The 15,096-nt window shown below is 38.4% G+C and carries 15 protein-coding genes and 1 riboswitch; of the genes, 4 read left to right on the top strand and 11 right to left on the bottom strand.

Annotated features, from left to right (window positions below):
• Nucleotides 1–21 precede the first annotated feature (21 nt).
• A riboswitch (TPP riboswitch) is annotated at nt 22–123 on the bottom strand.
• 214 nt (nt 124–337) lie between these two features.
• Nucleotides 338–1,159 (bottom strand): endonuclease VIII, encoded by an 822-nt coding sequence (nei, locus tag EPL02_RS06250; protein WP_131887281.1) that lies wholly within the window; start codon nt 1,157–1,159, stop codon nt 338–340.
• Nucleotides 1,160–1,345: 186 nt separating this feature from the next.
• Between nei and EPL02_RS06255 the strand changes: the two genes are divergently transcribed.
• On the top strand, nt 1,346–2,344 hold the full coding sequence (locus tag EPL02_RS06255) for a DUF3231 family protein (RefSeq protein WP_131887282.1): 999 nt from the start codon (nt 1,346–1,348) through the stop codon (nt 2,342–2,344).
• Nucleotides 2,345–2,374: 30 nt separating this feature from the next.
• On the opposite strand, the gene EPL02_RS06260 is transcribed toward EPL02_RS06255, so the two are convergent.
• Nucleotides 2,375–3,028, bottom strand: coding sequence for an HAD family hydrolase (locus EPL02_RS06260; RefSeq protein ID WP_094912267.1), 654 nt, complete (start codon nt 3,026–3,028; stop codon nt 2,375–2,377).
• 212 nt (nt 3,029–3,240) lie between these two features.
• Here EPL02_RS06260 and EPL02_RS20795 point away from each other — a divergent pair, with 212 nt between their 5' ends.
• On the top strand, nt 3,241–3,384 hold the full coding sequence (locus tag EPL02_RS20795) for a hypothetical protein (RefSeq protein WP_165932524.1): 144 nt from the start codon (nt 3,241–3,243) through the stop codon (nt 3,382–3,384).
• A 228-nt stretch (nt 3,385–3,612) separates the two neighbouring features.
• On the opposite strand, the gene EPL02_RS06265 is transcribed toward EPL02_RS20795, so the two are convergent.
• Together EPL02_RS06265 and EPL02_RS06270 are read right to left on the bottom strand one after the other, a co-directional pair.
• Nucleotides 3,613–4,383: a class I SAM-dependent methyltransferase gene (locus EPL02_RS06265; protein WP_131887283.1), complete on the bottom strand. Its 771-nt coding sequence runs from the start codon at nt 4,381–4,383 to the stop codon at nt 3,613–3,615.
• A 33-nt stretch (nt 4,384–4,416) separates the two neighbouring features.
• A complete protein-coding gene (locus tag EPL02_RS06270; protein ID WP_131887284.1) occupies nt 4,417–5,547 on the bottom strand; it encodes an AbrB family transcriptional regulator in 1,131 nt (376 codons plus the stop codon).
• Nucleotides 5,548–5,743: 196 nt separating this feature from the next.
• Here EPL02_RS06270 and EPL02_RS06275 point away from each other — a divergent pair, with 196 nt between their 5' ends.
• Nucleotides 5,744–6,616: a LysR family transcriptional regulator gene (locus EPL02_RS06275; protein ID WP_094912264.1), complete on the top strand. Its 873-nt coding sequence runs from the start codon at nt 5,744–5,746 to the stop codon at nt 6,614–6,616.
• 36 nt (nt 6,617–6,652) lie between these two features.
• Here the strand turns inward: EPL02_RS06275 and EPL02_RS06280 are convergent, their stop codons facing one another.
• The 6 genes from EPL02_RS06280 to mmuM form a co-directional block, all read right to left on the bottom strand.
• Nucleotides 6,653–7,603, bottom strand: coding sequence for a tripartite tricarboxylate transporter substrate binding protein (locus EPL02_RS06280; RefSeq protein ID WP_094912263.1), 951 nt, complete (start codon nt 7,601–7,603; stop codon nt 6,653–6,655).
• Nucleotides 7,604–7,617: 14 nt separating this feature from the next.
• Nucleotides 7,618–8,289: a response regulator gene (locus EPL02_RS06285; RefSeq protein WP_094912262.1), complete on the bottom strand. Its 672-nt coding sequence runs from the start codon at nt 8,287–8,289 to the stop codon at nt 7,618–7,620.
• Nucleotides 8,290–8,333: 44 nt separating this feature from the next.
• Nucleotides 8,334–9,923, bottom strand: coding sequence for an ATP-binding protein (locus EPL02_RS06290; protein ID WP_131887285.1), 1,590 nt, complete (start codon nt 9,921–9,923; stop codon nt 8,334–8,336).
• A 360-nt stretch (nt 9,924–10,283) separates the two neighbouring features.
• Nucleotides 10,284–11,591, bottom strand: a complete 1,308-nt coding sequence (locus tag EPL02_RS06295; protein ID WP_094912260.1) for a CitMHS family transporter — start codon at nt 11,589–11,591, stop codon at nt 10,284–10,286.
• A gap of 273 nt (nt 11,592–11,864) precedes the next feature.
• Entirely contained in the window at nt 11,865–12,431 is a 567-nt protein-coding gene (locus tag EPL02_RS06300; RefSeq protein WP_131887286.1) for an ImmA/IrrE family metallo-endopeptidase, read from the bottom strand.
• Between the two features lie 476 nt (nt 12,432–12,907).
• Complete coding sequence (mmuM, locus tag EPL02_RS06305; RefSeq protein ID WP_131887287.1) at nt 12,908–13,837, bottom strand: homocysteine S-methyltransferase; 930 nt, start codon at nt 13,835–13,837, stop codon at nt 12,908–12,910.
• Between the two features lie 335 nt (nt 13,838–14,172).
• On the opposite strand from mmuM, the gene EPL02_RS06310 reads away from it, so the two are divergent.
• The gene (locus EPL02_RS06310) at nt 14,173–14,361 is read left to right on the top strand and encodes a YolD-like family protein (protein WP_025910354.1); all 189 of its coding nucleotides are present in this window, start codon (nt 14,173–14,175) and stop codon (nt 14,359–14,361) included.
• 45 nt (nt 14,362–14,406) lie between these two features.
• Here the strand turns inward: EPL02_RS06310 and EPL02_RS06315 are convergent, their stop codons facing one another.
• Complete coding sequence (locus EPL02_RS06315) at nt 14,407–15,093, bottom strand: response regulator (RefSeq protein ID WP_131887288.1); 687 nt, start codon at nt 15,091–15,093, stop codon at nt 14,407–14,409.
• Nucleotides 15,094–15,096 lie beyond the last annotated feature (3 nt).

A 15,096-nucleotide genomic window follows, 5' to 3' on the forward strand; every position in this document is an offset into this window, starting at 1 on the left:
TCCTGTAAAAGTCCATAGATGTAGCACACAATACCTCTTTCCTACGCTAGTATTACCTAGTTCAGGTTATAAGGGTTAAGACCATGTCTCTCTCAGCTTCAAGAAGCACCCCTAGTGGTTTAATAATGACTATTTATTTGTAAAGCTATCTGATTATTATCTCTATTAGTTGTACCACACTACCTCATATAGTTCAATATAATTTACAGAATTCCAATTTGACCTCTACACTAACAAAAGAGCTATGTTTAACCTTATCATAGAAAATTGAGAACCCTGCTGATTATACAAGACTAGGGACAAGCTATTGGAATTAAGAGTTCCGGCTTTTGTATGCTTACTTCTTTTGGCAAGTTGGACAGTAATACAACCGCCTCGAAGCAGCAGGAATTTTTTGAATTTCCGTTCCATCTATTCGACACGCTTCTCCCTCTCGGTTAAATACCCAGTGTCGATAAGCAGAGCGTTTTACTCCTTTTTCCTTTAACTTTTCAACTAAAGGCAAATCGTTTGTAATCCCTCCCGTTTCATACGACTGCTTCATTAGCAAAATTGTTGCTTCCGCAGCTTTTTTAATCTGCTTTTCTGTACAATCACAAGGTCGCTTATCCGGGTGAATACCTGCTAAAAACAGGATCTCACTGCGCAAATAATTCCCAATGCCCGCTACAAAGCTCTGGTCAAGCAATAGAGACGTCCATTTTCGGCGATAAAATGCTTTGCTTGTAAAACGTTCAATTAAGTCCTCTACGCTCACTTGTTCACTTAAGATGTCTGGTCCGACTCTCGAAACAAACGGATGAGCAAGAACTTCTTCATCAAGCAGCACTTCGATATCCGATGCGCTATACAAAAGAGCTGATTTTTGCTCGTTGTGAATGGCTAAGCGGAGCTGCCGATTTGTTTTTGGATACTGATACGCCTTTCTGATATACCATTTACCGTAGAGCTGATTATGTGAATAAATCGTATATCCATTATCAAAGCGAATAAGCATTGCTTTCCCTTTTGTATCAACTCTCTTAACCGATGCTCCCGTAAGCATGCTTTCGTATTTTTTTAATGCTTCAAACGCAAACCATACTTCTCCTACAGGCCTAGAAGTAATCGCTCTTTGTACTTCATCTGCTGCTCTTCGAATTTCTGGCCCTTCCGGCATATTAACATCTCCTTTACTCTCTTACTTTTTCTATTTTCATTAGGTTTTAAAGAAAATTCAAGAATGAGTAGGCTTGAAAGCACATTTAAAATAGACAGTTATTTTTCCTTTCCCTACACTAATGGAATATCTACATCTAAACGGTCAAAACTAACAACAACACATATATTTATAAAGGAGTATACTATGAGTACATTTTTACCATTATCCGCTTCTGAAATGGCTGCGATTTGGCAACAGTACATGAATGATAAAGCTGTCTCATGCACGTTACTACACTTTCTGCGCCATGTGGATGATCAAGAAATTGAGCAATCATTAAAAGCTACTCAGCATATTATTGAACGAAATCTAGACGTTTTAAGCGCATTGTTTTTAAAAGAAAACATGCCAATTCCGCTTGGATTTAATGAAGAAGATTTACATGTTGACGCTCCTAGACTCTTTTCGGATTCGTTTTATTTACTATATTTAAAGCATGTTTCCAATTTGCTGTTATTATCCGCTACATATGGAGTAGACATTGCAAAACGTGAAGACATTCGGACTTTTTTCAGAAAACTGCTGCTATTAGCCGAGCAGTTAAACCAACAGGTAACCGACTTACTTTTAGCCAAAAAAGTATATATTCAGCTCCCGCCAATCCCTATTGCAGACTCTTCTGATATGGCTGGAAAAGAAATGTTTTTGGGTCACTTTTTTGATGAAAAAAGACCGCTTACTGTCATTGAGATATCACATCTCATTTCAAATATTGAAACGAATCTAATCGCAAAAGATTTGCTACTTGGCTTTGCACAGACAGCAACTTCTGAAGATATTAAAGCATTTTTACTAAAAGGACGTCATATAATGCAGGCTCATATTGAACAGCTGTCTGAGCCACTGATGGTTGAAAACATTCCCATCATCATGGAATGGGATTATGGAGTTGAAAAATCTGCTGTACCACCTTTTTCAGAAAAGCTCATGATGTTTCACGTATCAGCAATGGTATCGGAAAGCGTTCGAAACTACGGCATGTCTATGGCCACTAATCCAAGGCTTGATTTATCCGCTAAATATACAAAGTTTACAAATGAAATCTTACAATTTGCTGAAGAAACATCCCGCATTAGTATTGAGCAAGGCTGGCTTGAAGAGCCTCCTCACATCCCATTTCCAAAAATACATTTAGAGCCGTAAAAAAGTGGAGCTAATGCTAGCTCCACTTTCTTAATGACTTACCTGTTCAATTACCTCCTGTAGTGACTTCTCTTTCATGGAAGCAATACGTAAATGATACGTTTCAAAAGTCAAATGTGCAGACAGACGATTCGGTACGATTACACATTGTAAACCTGCTGCGATAGCGGCTTTTGCACCGTTTGCAGAATCTTCAAAAGCAATGGCTTCAGAAGGATGTACGCCTAACTTTTCAACTGTTTGCTTATAAAGAGCCGGGTCTGGCTTAACTTTTTCCACGTCATCACGCGTTTGCATCACTTCAAAATGATCAAGGAGATCTAATTCCTTTAAAAACGACGTCACCCACGCACGGTCTGAACTGCTGGCTAAACCAATTTTCAGACCTAATTCTTTCGCTTCTTTTAAATACTCCAGAACACCTTCACGAGCTGCCAGCTGCTTCATTTTTTCTTGATGACGTTTTAACGACTCTTTCGCAATCTCGTCCTTCGTTAATTCACGACCAAACTGCTCATATAAAAAGTCGTAAAGCGCTGTAGTATCTGTTCCTATATAAGACGCAAACTCTTCAATTTTTAAATGTACGCCACGAGGTTCTAACATATCGCAATACACTTCATACCAAACTGATTCTGTATCTACAATTAATCCATCAAAGTCAAATACAATTGCTTTAATCATCTTTCATACCGCCTTTATACCTCAATTCTAGTTAATATCCTATCACGTTCTTCTGAGTAGAGCTACAAGTATACGCTTTACCTAGCACATCCGCATATGGATATGATTCACATCTTCTTATTTCTTTACGCTCAACTTTTTGTATTAGACTAAAAGTATAAAAAATGAGAAATCATTTTCTCTTTTTCATCTCTTCAGAAGGAGGAACGAAAATGAAACAAGAAGGAATTCCGGTCACTGAGATACCAAAATTCCAAACGTGTTCAGAAGAGTTTTTTCTGATTAATTGGTACAAAGAAATGTTTAGCAATCCTTTTATTCTAGACATTCATCGTTCTACAAATAAAAATCATTGAATATTTGGAAATGGCCCTCACTTTCGCTTAGGTGCTCAGCTGGTACGACTTGAAATGCAAGTGGCGCTAGAAGCTTTTATTCAGAGGTTTTCGAGAAACGAAGCCGCTTCAGATTTTATATTAGAAGACAATCTAACCGCTTCGGGAACGGATCAAACGTTCGTCCGCCTACCGATCAAAGTATACGGCTAACTAAAAAGCCGCGCTCTCACCGGAGCGCGGCTTCTCTTATTTTGTAGCAATAATTAAAACCGATTCTGCTTGAAACGATTGAATACTTGTGCCGTCTGTTTGAATATGAAAGAACGCTTTCAATTCACTTGAAGCACTCAGCATCTTCCCTGTGAGTTCTTGCTTATCGTTTTGAGGTACTTTCATCATTTCACACCAATCATCAAACAGAAATGTTTTTGGAAAGCGCGTCATTAGCTCAATTGTAAAGCCCGCTTCCTCTAACATTTTAAACCACTCTGTTTTTTTATAAGCACGATGATGACTAGGATCTCGCTTCTTTTCCACTTCGTTATAAAAAGCATCATGCGCATCACTTTCTGGCGCCACGTTATCGACAACTATAAACGCTCCATCCTTTTTTAATACCCGAGCCGATTCATTCACAAAGCTTTGCACATCTGTAAAATGATGAGGAGCAATTCGGCATGTTACAAGATTAAACGCTTCGTCTAAAAACGGTAATTTCTCAGCTTCCCCCTGCACAAACGATACGTTCTCATGACCGTTACTTTTAATAAATTCTTCTGCATGAAGAAGCATTTGTGGAGTAAGGTCAAAAGCTACTACCTCACCAAATAAACCGGCAAGCTTATTAGCCACGTGACCTCCACCCGTTGCGATATCCAATGCTTTTTCTCCCGCATAATCAGCCGCTGCTTCTGCTAAGAAAATTAAATCAGCTCCCTTGGAATGGCCTTTGCTTTTCACATAGTTTTTAGCATTACTGCCAAATTGACTCACCACTAGCTCTTTTTCATGATTCATCTCCCACCACTACCTCTCTTTATAATTTAGCTATTACCTTTCTTGAACCTTGGCATGAGTATGAACTCTCTGTTCCCCAACGCGATAGAACCATCTAAAGATGGGTGGTAATAACAGCGAAACAATTAAAATACGAAAGACTTGAACAGCTACCACAAACGGTGCATCTGCTCCTAATACAACAGAAGTAGTCGCCATCTCCGCAACTCCTCCTGGAGCAAAAGCAAGTGCTGTTGTAATAAATGGAATGCCTCCAACCTCAGATACGATATATGCACATATAAACATTGTACCAATTAACACAATTGTGCTAATAAAAGCCACTCCAATCGTTCGTTTCATACCCTGAAACATATCAGCGCGAAAGCGTGAACCGATACTTGTTGCAATGATTACTTGAGCCATAATTAAAACAAGATGTGGCCACCAAGCCGTTAAGTTATAGCCCACAAGCGCTGAGCCTGCCACTTGCGTAATACCTACAGTCAACATCCCTCCAACAAGCCAGGGAGCCGGAAATTTGAAACGCTTGCCAATTAGGTATCCAATAAAAGCTGCAACAACTAATGCAAACGTCCATAATACTGACTCCAAACTAAAAGAAGAAGCTGCCTCAGAGGTTGTTGCTACTATTGCTTTCTCGCCTAACGATGAAACAAGAAGTGGAACCGTAAGCACAACAAGAAACACCCGCATAATCTGAACAACACTTACCGTTGCGGTGTTTGCCCCAACCTCTTCTGCAATCCCTGGCATGGCACTTAATCCACCGGGAGCTGTACTGAACAAGCTTGTTAACAAATCATTTGAGGTGAATTTAAACAGAATAAACCCAGAACCTAATGAAAATAAAATAGAGATTAATAAAATGATAGATACAGGAAGCCAATTGTCTACAAATGTGCTGACAACTGTTAGATTAATTTGTTGCCCTAGCTCAATTGCTAGAATGAGTTGACCAACGTACAGCCAAATCTTTGGCATTCCTTTAGAATTCGAAGGAATCTTCAAAAATTGAGGACGAGTAATTGCTAAAGTTGTTGCGACAATAAGTGTTCCAATCATCCAGCCGATTGACATTCCTAATGAAGATAGTAGCAGTCCGCCTAAAGCACTTAGTATAATCAATAAAAACGTAGATGAAAAAGATAATGTTGCTTTCATTTCAAATCCTTCTTTCTATTTTTGCTACGATTACTTTGTCAGTCTAAAAACAAAGGGTCTAAACCTTCTTGCCCATACGGATGAGCTTTACGTTTTCTATCTATTTAAACTATAGTATACTTTTAGAGATAATTGAAATATCGGATTTGTATGTAGAAAGATAAAAAAAATGAATACCTAAATAAAGGAGGAAGAAATGGACGATCGCGATTGGCTCATTTTACAGCTTTTATACCAAGAAAAAAATATCACAAAAGCTGCAAAGCTACTTTATATTTCACAACCAGCCCTGACGAACCGCTTGCAGCAGATGGAAAAAGAATTCGGTGTCCAAATTGTTAATCGTGGGCGCAGAGGTATCCATTTTACACCTCAAGGAGAATATTTAGCAAAATCTGCTGATAAAATGATTGCGCATCTCCAACACATAAAAGACCACGTTTTAAATATGGGCGATAAGCTAACGGGTACACTAAGGCTTGGCGTCTCGAATTTCTTTACGGATTACAAATTACCAGGACTTTTGCGGTTATTTAAAGACAAATATCCTGATGTCGAATTTAAAGTTACCACCGGATGGAGCAGTGACGTTGTAAACCTCTTACACCATCAAGATGTTCATATTGCTTTTGTAAAAGGTGATTATAACTGGCGCAATGAAAAGAGACTTCTCTTTGAAGAAACCATTTGCATTGCTTCTAAAAAACCTATTGAGATAGATGATCTCCCACACTTACCTCGAATCGATTATCATCAAGACCGTTTTTTGAAGACCGCTGTTGACCATTGGTGGAGCGAAAATTTCAATCAACCTCCAAGCGTCAGTATTCACGTAGACAAAGCGGATACGTGTAAAAAGATGGTTGAAAATGGGCTTGGATACGCGATGCTCCCTCACATGCTAGTTGAAGATGTTGAAGGACTTCACGTCATTCCGATGCAAAACGAAGATGGAACCGCTCTACTTCGAAAGACGTGGATGTACTTTCATGAAGAGTCACTTGAAATTAAAATTGTTAAGGCCTTTATTGAATTTATTGAAGAGATTAATCTGCACGATATTCATTAAACGGATAAGAAAGCTATATGGAATCATATAGCTTTTTTACTTGCCGTTCATTAATTCTTCATATAGCTTACTTTGTCTTTCCAAAAATACAGACGCACCGCTGCTATTCTTATAAAAAGGGTAAAAATCATTTTCTTTTAAAAGCTGTTTCCACGCCTTCGTATTGACCATTTTGTATATGGTTTGATTCCAGTAATCAATTTCTTCTTGCGTCATATTCGGTGGACCCATCAATCCTCTCCAGTGGCTAAAAACAACGTCAACCCCTTCTTCTTTCCAAGTTGGAACATTGTTAAATTCCGCTAAGCGCTGTGGAGCTGAAACGCCTAAAATCCGAACGTCTCCTCGCTTGTACGCACTTTTTGCTTCTGATAGCGACATAGGAGCTACTTGAACTTCATTTTCTTGGAGCGCATCTAGTACGCCATGGCTGCTTCCATATACATAAAAAGCTAAGCGAGAAGTTTCAACGTTTGCTTTCTGCGCTGCTTGTACAAACGACAAATGATCGTCATTTCCTAATCGAGGAGATAATCCAATCTTTAATAAATGATGGTTTTCTCTTAAAGCATCCATCAAACTCTTCATCGTCGTAATGGAGGAAGAGCTTGGAACAACGATGACTTCCCATTCGGTTGCCAAAATCGCCAGAGGTGTAAAGTCTTTATACGTTAACTGACTTTGTCCTAGTAAATGATTCGTAATTAATAAGCTAGAGTTACCTGAAATGACATTGCCTTTTTCATGTTTCTGTACATACCGCCATGCTTCTTCTCCTTGACTTTGTGTTTTATTCACAACAGAAACAGGTATATCCATTACTTCTTGCTGTAACACATGCTGCATAGTCCTAGCGGTTAAGTCTGCTCCACCTCCAACCGCTCCTGGAGCTACTAATTCTACGTGATCAAATTGAACGTTTTGATCACGGTTGCTGCAGCTCATTAACATAAGAATTACGCTTATTAAACTAACCCACTTCTTCATGTATTCACCCTGACCTATGTTAAATGATACTTTCGCTCCGGCCGACCAACAATCCCATAATCATACTGAACATGACACTCTTGCACCGATACTAAATATTCTAAATAGCGACGGGCCGTCGTTCGAGAGACGCCCATCGTTTTGCCCATTTCTTCAATTGTAATACCTTCTGTGAGGTCTTTTAAAATAGCCTTCACTCGTTTTAACGTAATTCCGTCAATTCCAGATGGTAAGACTTTTTCCACTGTCTGCTGCTTATCATAACCAAAATACGAGTTAACAAATGACTGGTCCACTTCATCTCGAGCTTGCAATAACCTTCTTTTTTTCTGGTACCCTTCGATTGCTTCAATGAATGACTCCATTTTTACAGGCTTAATTAAGTAATTGACCACACCGTTGCGCAAGCATCGCTCTAGAATATCCTTTTCAGTGGCAGCCGTCACCACAATAACATCTACTTTTGGAAACCGTTCACGAATGCGTGGTAATAAATCCGTTCCCATTTCATCAGGCATATAAATATCTAAAATAAGCAAATCGATATTTTCTTGCTCAAGCATTTCTATGGCGTCTTTAGCATTTAAAGCCTTTCCTACTACTTTCACATTCTCTATTTCTTGTAAAAATCGTTCTTGAACCTGAGCGATTCGAAAATCATCCTCTGCAATGGCTACTTTTAACATGATGTCTCTCTCCTTTGTTTGATTTTCTCTCATTCCAATTGCGTTTACTTTCGCTTCGGTAGATAAACGGAGAATGTGGTACCTTCTTCTTCAGGATGAATGTCAATCCAACCCTGAAGCTCATTAATCATTTCTTTTACATTTGAAAGTCCATATCCTCGGTTTTGTCCTTTCGTTGAAAACCCTTTTGAAAACAATTTATCAATTATATCTTCTGAAATTCCACTTCCATTATCACTTACTTCAATAATGATATCTTGACCAATATCTGTAATAAAAAATGAGACTTGCTTATCCTCTTGCGCACTGACTGCATCAAAAGCATTATCAATTAGGTTTCCAATAATGATGATTAAGTGTGAGACATCAATATGCGAAGGTAACTCTTTTAATAAGCTATCTTCCGCAATAGTAAACTCTACTTTCTTTTCAGACGCTTTTCCCATCTTGCCTAATAGCACAGCTTGTACTTTAGCATCCAAGATTTGATGAAATAAAATCCGATTTTGCGTTTGGTGCGCATTGGATTCTTTTTGAATAAATTCAAAGGCTTCATCATACTCCCCCAGCTGAAGCAGTCCAGACAGCACATAAAGCTTGTTTGTAAATTCATGTGTTTGTGCTCGTAAGTCCTCAGAGTATCTTCGTACTTCTCCTAGCGTATGAATTAAATGATTCAGCTCTGTTTTATCGCGGAAACTTGCTACTACACCAACGATTTTGTCATTTTCAATAATGGGCAGTAAATTTAAAATGAAAAGCTTATTATGAAAGCGAATTTCTTGATCATTTTGCGCTTGCCCATCTACCAACACTCGCATCATGTTTGTATAAGGAAATACTTCAATAATAGACTTTGGTATATAGTTATCCTGTAAGCCAAGCATATGCCTCGCTGATGTATTCATCATCGTAATTCGACCTTTCGCATCAATGGCGATAATGCCTTCTTTTATTGAACGCAAAATCGCACTACGCTCTCGATACAGAGAAGCGATTTCGTTTGGCTCTAACCCAAGAGTATCTTTCTTAATGCTTTTGGCGAGCAAGACTCCCCCAACAATTCCAAGAAGAAGCACAAGAAAAGCGTAAAATATAATTTGTTGAATGCGTTTAATTAAATGAGCATGAACGTCTCGCTCTAAAAATTCTACGGTAACGACACCAATAATTTCACGGTAGTTTCCTTCTTCGCTAATCACCGGAGCTTTTCCCATAATAGATAGACCGGAAGTTCCCATGCCTTCTAGCGTATAGTACCCTCCAAACATAAGCGCACGGTAGTTCGAACTTGCATTAGATTGGCGGTCTGTTGTTTTCTCATCGTCAGGTGAATAAATGGCTTTTTTTCGGTTTTCAACGATAACTGCTTCGGCACCAATTTGTTCACGCACTTGCTCTGCTAAAGGCTGAATGACCTTTGAAGGATTCTTATCATTGAAAGCTTGTTTGACCTCTGGCATAAAGGAAATTGATTTGGCAGCCTGCAAAGCTAGTTGTTCCGCTTGCTTTTTTGATTCGACTGCTTGCATATAAGAAAATATACTAGCAAGTAACGTAACCACAAGCAGGACCAAACCCACGGTCAGACCAACTGTTTTTGTTTCTAACGAAATGGAAATTGTTTTTTTCATTCTAGTTTGACATCCTTCTTCTATTTGCACTCCTCTTTTATTCTACCAAAGTTTTTATCTTACGTTTTGATTTGTCTGACTTTTATAAATATGAAATCCCTACTTCAGATAAGGAAGGACCACTACTAATAAAAATTACAATCACGGCTTTTTTATTAAGTTGACTTTTAATGAGAACTTTTCATTCTTTTGGTAGTTTAAAAGAGTCCCTTTACTTTGAAGCTTCAAGATAAGAACTCTATTGCCTTCTTAATTATTTCAAAGCATTCTTATTGAAGTAGACTATCTTTTGTAGCTTGAGTTCATCTATTCATTATATAGAAAAGAACTTACCCGCTTGAAAGCGAATAAGTTCTCATGTTATAAGGTGATGACTCCTGTAATAATAGCAACAAGCAGCATGACCATTGATGTACCAATTGTCCACTTTAACGTGTAGCGTTGGAATTCTCCAAGGTCAACTTTTGCCATACCTACTAATAGATATGTAGAAGCAACAAGTGGACTGAGTAAGTGAACGGGCTGACCAATTAATGACGCACGAGCAATTTCAGCTGCATCAATTCCATATGTTGCTGCTGCCTGTGCGATAATTGGTAGAATCCCATAATAGTAAGCATCATTTGACATAAAGAATGTAAACGGCATGCTTGTAATAGCTGTGATGACTGACATGTAAGGTCCCAATGCATCTGGAATAAGCGACACTAAGCTATTGCCCATCGCATCAACCATTTTTGTACCAGATAAAATTCCTGTAAAGATCCCTGCTGCGAAAACCAGTGATACAACGGCTAGTACGTTACCGGCATGAGCAGTAATTCGCTCTTTTTGTGTTTCTAAGTTTGGATAGTTAATCATAATCGCAATAGCAAACGCTATCATAAATAAGATTTGTAAAGGCATGATTCCACTAATTAACCCAACCATTAATAAAATTGTTAAACCAAGGTTCACATAGAGTAATTTTGGTCGCTTATAGCTTGGCTGTTCCACTGCTGCTGCTTGCTCTGCAAACGCAACTTGTACAGGTGAAATATCCTTCAAATCTATTACCCCTAAGCGTTGACGTTCTTTTTTACCAAACAAGTAAGCAGTGAAAATAACCCAAATTGCTCCTCCAACCATTGCTGGAATTAACGGTGTAAATACTTGAGAAGCATCTAGGTTTAATGCACTCATCGCACGAGCAGTTGGGCCACCCCAAGGCGTTAAGTTCATAACCCCGCTTCCCATAATGGCAATACAGGCTAACATCATCGTACTCATGTTTAGCTTTTTATAAAGTGGTAGCATTGCAGAGAGCGTAATCATATATGTAGTTGTTCCGTCACCGTCTAACGAAATAGTTAGAACAAGGATGGCTGTACCAACCGTAATTTTCAGTGGATCCCCTTTAACAATCTTTAAAATCTTACCTACGACTGGATCAAATAAACCTGCATCAATCATAATACCAAAGTACAAAATAGCAAACATGAGCATTACGCCCGTTGGTGCTAATTCCTTCACACCGGCTAACGCCATTTCACCTATATCTGTTGTAAATCCACCAATGATTGCAAATATAACGGGAATAACCATCAGTGCAATTAATGGTGTTAAGCGATTTGTCATAATTAAAAACATGAAGGTACATACCATTGCAAAACCAAGTATTGCTAACATATAAATCCCCCTACCCCTTTGTTTTGTATACGCTTTCATTAAAGGTGACAAAGCCATGGTTTTATCTGTATTTACATGATGTTAAACATTGAGCTGCCAGTTACACTAGCTTCTGTTTTTACAACACCTTAATTTTCTGTTTTTTCTTAAAATAATCATAATTTAAGATTCGGTTCGCTGTAAATAATTCGTCATATAAATACTTTTAAAACTTTTTATATAATTAAATCCTTTTTGTTCATGACTTTTAAAACATAGATAGGAGTAGGTTTGTTATTCAACACGAAGAGTAAGCGGAGAGCGTAGTGGAGAATGCACTTGTTGATATTGCTGAATTGCTTCTTGAAGATAAGGAATGTTATATAGCTGCTTGGATTCCATTCCTTCTATCTGTAAAAAATGTTCAATTGCATATGTGTTTGCAAACAGTTCTTGCTGCTTGTTTCCCTCTCTTAATACAACTTGATTTTGAGTTCGATCTACGTGATGGCCTAGTTCATGAAGAACAATGAAAGCAAACTGATGAGCTTTTTTGTTTTTCATGGTGTCAATAAAGACAATTGGACATTCCTTTACTGTGTATTTTTTATAGTTAATTTCAAAGTGTAGCGCCTGCTTCTTTGCGGAGGTTTGCTTTGGAAATTGTCCATAATAAACGCCCAGAACGTCTCTCCCTTGTACCTTAACACTGCCAAGGCAATAAACGCCCTTTACACCGTTCCAGGCTTCAGGAGAAGTAACTTTTTCAATTTCTTTGAGAATTGCTCGTTGCTTTTTACTCAGCAATCCGTAAAAAAGTACACCATGAACAGCTACAGGTTCATCTTTTTTCCAAAACATCTTGTCGCCTCCTCTACAATCGATTAATTCTTTGTTACCTTAACTATATGATATTTATAGCCATAGTTAAAATATCGTTTTTTTATCGTTAGCTATTATATTTAGTTATGTCAGATTTAACTTGTTTTTAGAGGGGGAAGCACTTGTTCTCTGCATAGCGTGATTTCCATTTCAGGTTGCTTCCTTTCCGCAGGGCGAGCGCTGAGCCTCCTCGTAAACTGCGGGGTCTCATCTGGCCCGCTAATCCTGCTGGAGTGGCGCACCTTTCATTTCAATCACGGGACTTTTGAATAGGGAAAAACTTGATAAGGTTACTCTTCTATTCTAACAACACCCTTTACTTGGTATGATTTATAAAGAGCACGCTGTAAAATATCATATTACCCTTTGACTTTACTTCTATATATGTTCTACTTTCTGATTTCCCGTCATAAACTAAAAAAGACACCTTCGCCTAGCAAAGATGTCTTTTCGTGTTACCTTGTGAGCTTTGTAATTGATTCAATGTCTTCAGGAGTTGTTCGGCAACAGCCACCAATAAGCTGTGCTCCCGCTTGGCGCCAGTCGGATGCAAAGCACTGATAGGACTGCTGTGCTTCTGATCCACTCCACGTTTTGCTTGTTGGATCATACTGTTCACCAGAGTTAGGATATACCAGAATCGGTGTCTTCGTGTTTGCTTTCATGTTGTGAACTAGGCTTTTTACGTACTGAGGAGGCGTGCAGTTAATGCCTATCGCTATCACTTGTTCATGCGAGTCGAGCCACTCTGCACATGCTGCAGCCGCTGTTCCATTGCTGATGTGTTCTTCATCTTTGGCACTGAAGCTAATCCACGCATAAGCATCGGGAAACTCTTTAAGCACCCGCACGATTGCTTTTGCTTCCTGTAAACTTGGAATTGTCTCACAGGCTAATAAATCCACACCAGCTTCAAGTAATGCTTTTATGCGAGGACGATGGAAATTCATGAGCTCTTCTTCTGTTAAGCTATAGTTTCCCGTATACTCAGATCCATCTGCCAAGTATGCTCCGTATGGCCCTACAGAGCCTGCTACTAATGGTTTTGGTCGAGCGGCAGTTTGATTGTTTTGCCAAAATTCATCTCTTGCCTCAATCGCTAACTGGGCAGAGAGCTTCATTAAACGAACCGCGTCTGCTTTATTAATACCGCGCTTTGCAAAACCTTCAATTGTTGTTTGATAGCTAGCCGTTATCGCACAGTCAGCTCCTGCTACAAAATAATCTTTATGTACTTGTTTAATGGCTTCTGGTTGTTCAACTAACACTTTCGCTGACCATAAGCTGTCATTTAAATCACAGCCGTATCGTTCTAATTCTGTGGCTAATGCGCCGTCGAGCACAACAAGAGGGTGTGTATGTAAAATATGTTGAATTGGGTTCATAGGATGTAGAGTTTAAACTCTTTTAAAGCCACCTTTCAGATTATTTCAAATATGTTGAACAGTCTAATAGAGGCGAAGGTGTTTGTCAAGGAAACCTTTAGGTAACAAACTCTTAACATGAGATTAACAGTTTTTTCACTTGAATTTCATAAAGAAAAGGTAAGATTAACAGTGTGAAAAGCCTTTTTAAAAATAACTGTGCAAAATTTCACAAAGTGTTCAATTTTTAAGTGAAAACGCTTTCTATTTTTGTGTATACTAAGAGTAGATAAAAAAACGCTTACATTTTACTTCGGTTTTCATAAATAAAACATACCATGAGAGGAGATTATCTAATGATTTTAAAAGCTTTACGAAAAAACGGTTCTGTGACAGTTAATTATTATCGTGATGGTTTATTAGAGACTTTCAAAGGAAAAGTAAAACAGTTAAACCTAGTCGAGCAAACATTATCTTTACAGGATGAAAATCACAACACGTTATCTTTACGCTTGTCAGGAATTAAAGAAATCTATGAATCATAGCTAAAGAGGCCGGTCTAGCAAAGAACCGGTCTTTTTTTTTTGCGACTATTTTTGTTGTAGTAAATAGCGATTAACAGGCCTGCCCACTCGTCCATACTCAACGTAAAGCTCAACTTCTTTTTCTTGATCTAAATACTCCAAATAGCGACGAGCTGTAACTCTTGCGATACCCATTCCTTCTGCAACTTCTTCTGCTGAAATCGGATCTGTTTGACTATGTAAATATGACCTTATTCCAGCTAATGTAATTGTGTTCAGTCCTTTGGGTAACATTGTGCTTTTCTCAGAGGCTGTTTTAAATAACAGGGTATCCACTTCATCTTGCGTAATGGTTTGGCTTTTTCCTAGTTTGTTTTGGCGCTGTCGATAATTTTCTAATGCTTGCTTCATACGCTCAAACTTAAATGGCTTCATAATGTAATCCACCGCGCCGTATTGTAATACACGCTTTATCGTTTCACTATCACTGGCCGCTGTGACCGCAATTACATCAGACTGATAACCTTTTGAGCGAATTTTTTGGAGGGTAGTAATTCCATCTTGGTGAGGCATATACATATCAATTATGATTAAATCAGGAAGATCTTTTTCAATCATTCGTAACCCTTCTACGCCATTTGATGCCACACTTGTTACTACAAATCCTTCTACCTGCTCGATGAATTGCTTATTTACTTCTTGTACCATTAAATCATCTTCAATCACAAGTACCTTCCATTGGCTTTTCGTCATGCT

This window comes from Bacillus sp. CBEL-1, assembly GCF_004348885.1.
Lineage (GTDB): Bacteria > Bacillota > Bacilli > Bacillales > Bacillaceae_H > Priestia > Priestia aryabhattai_A.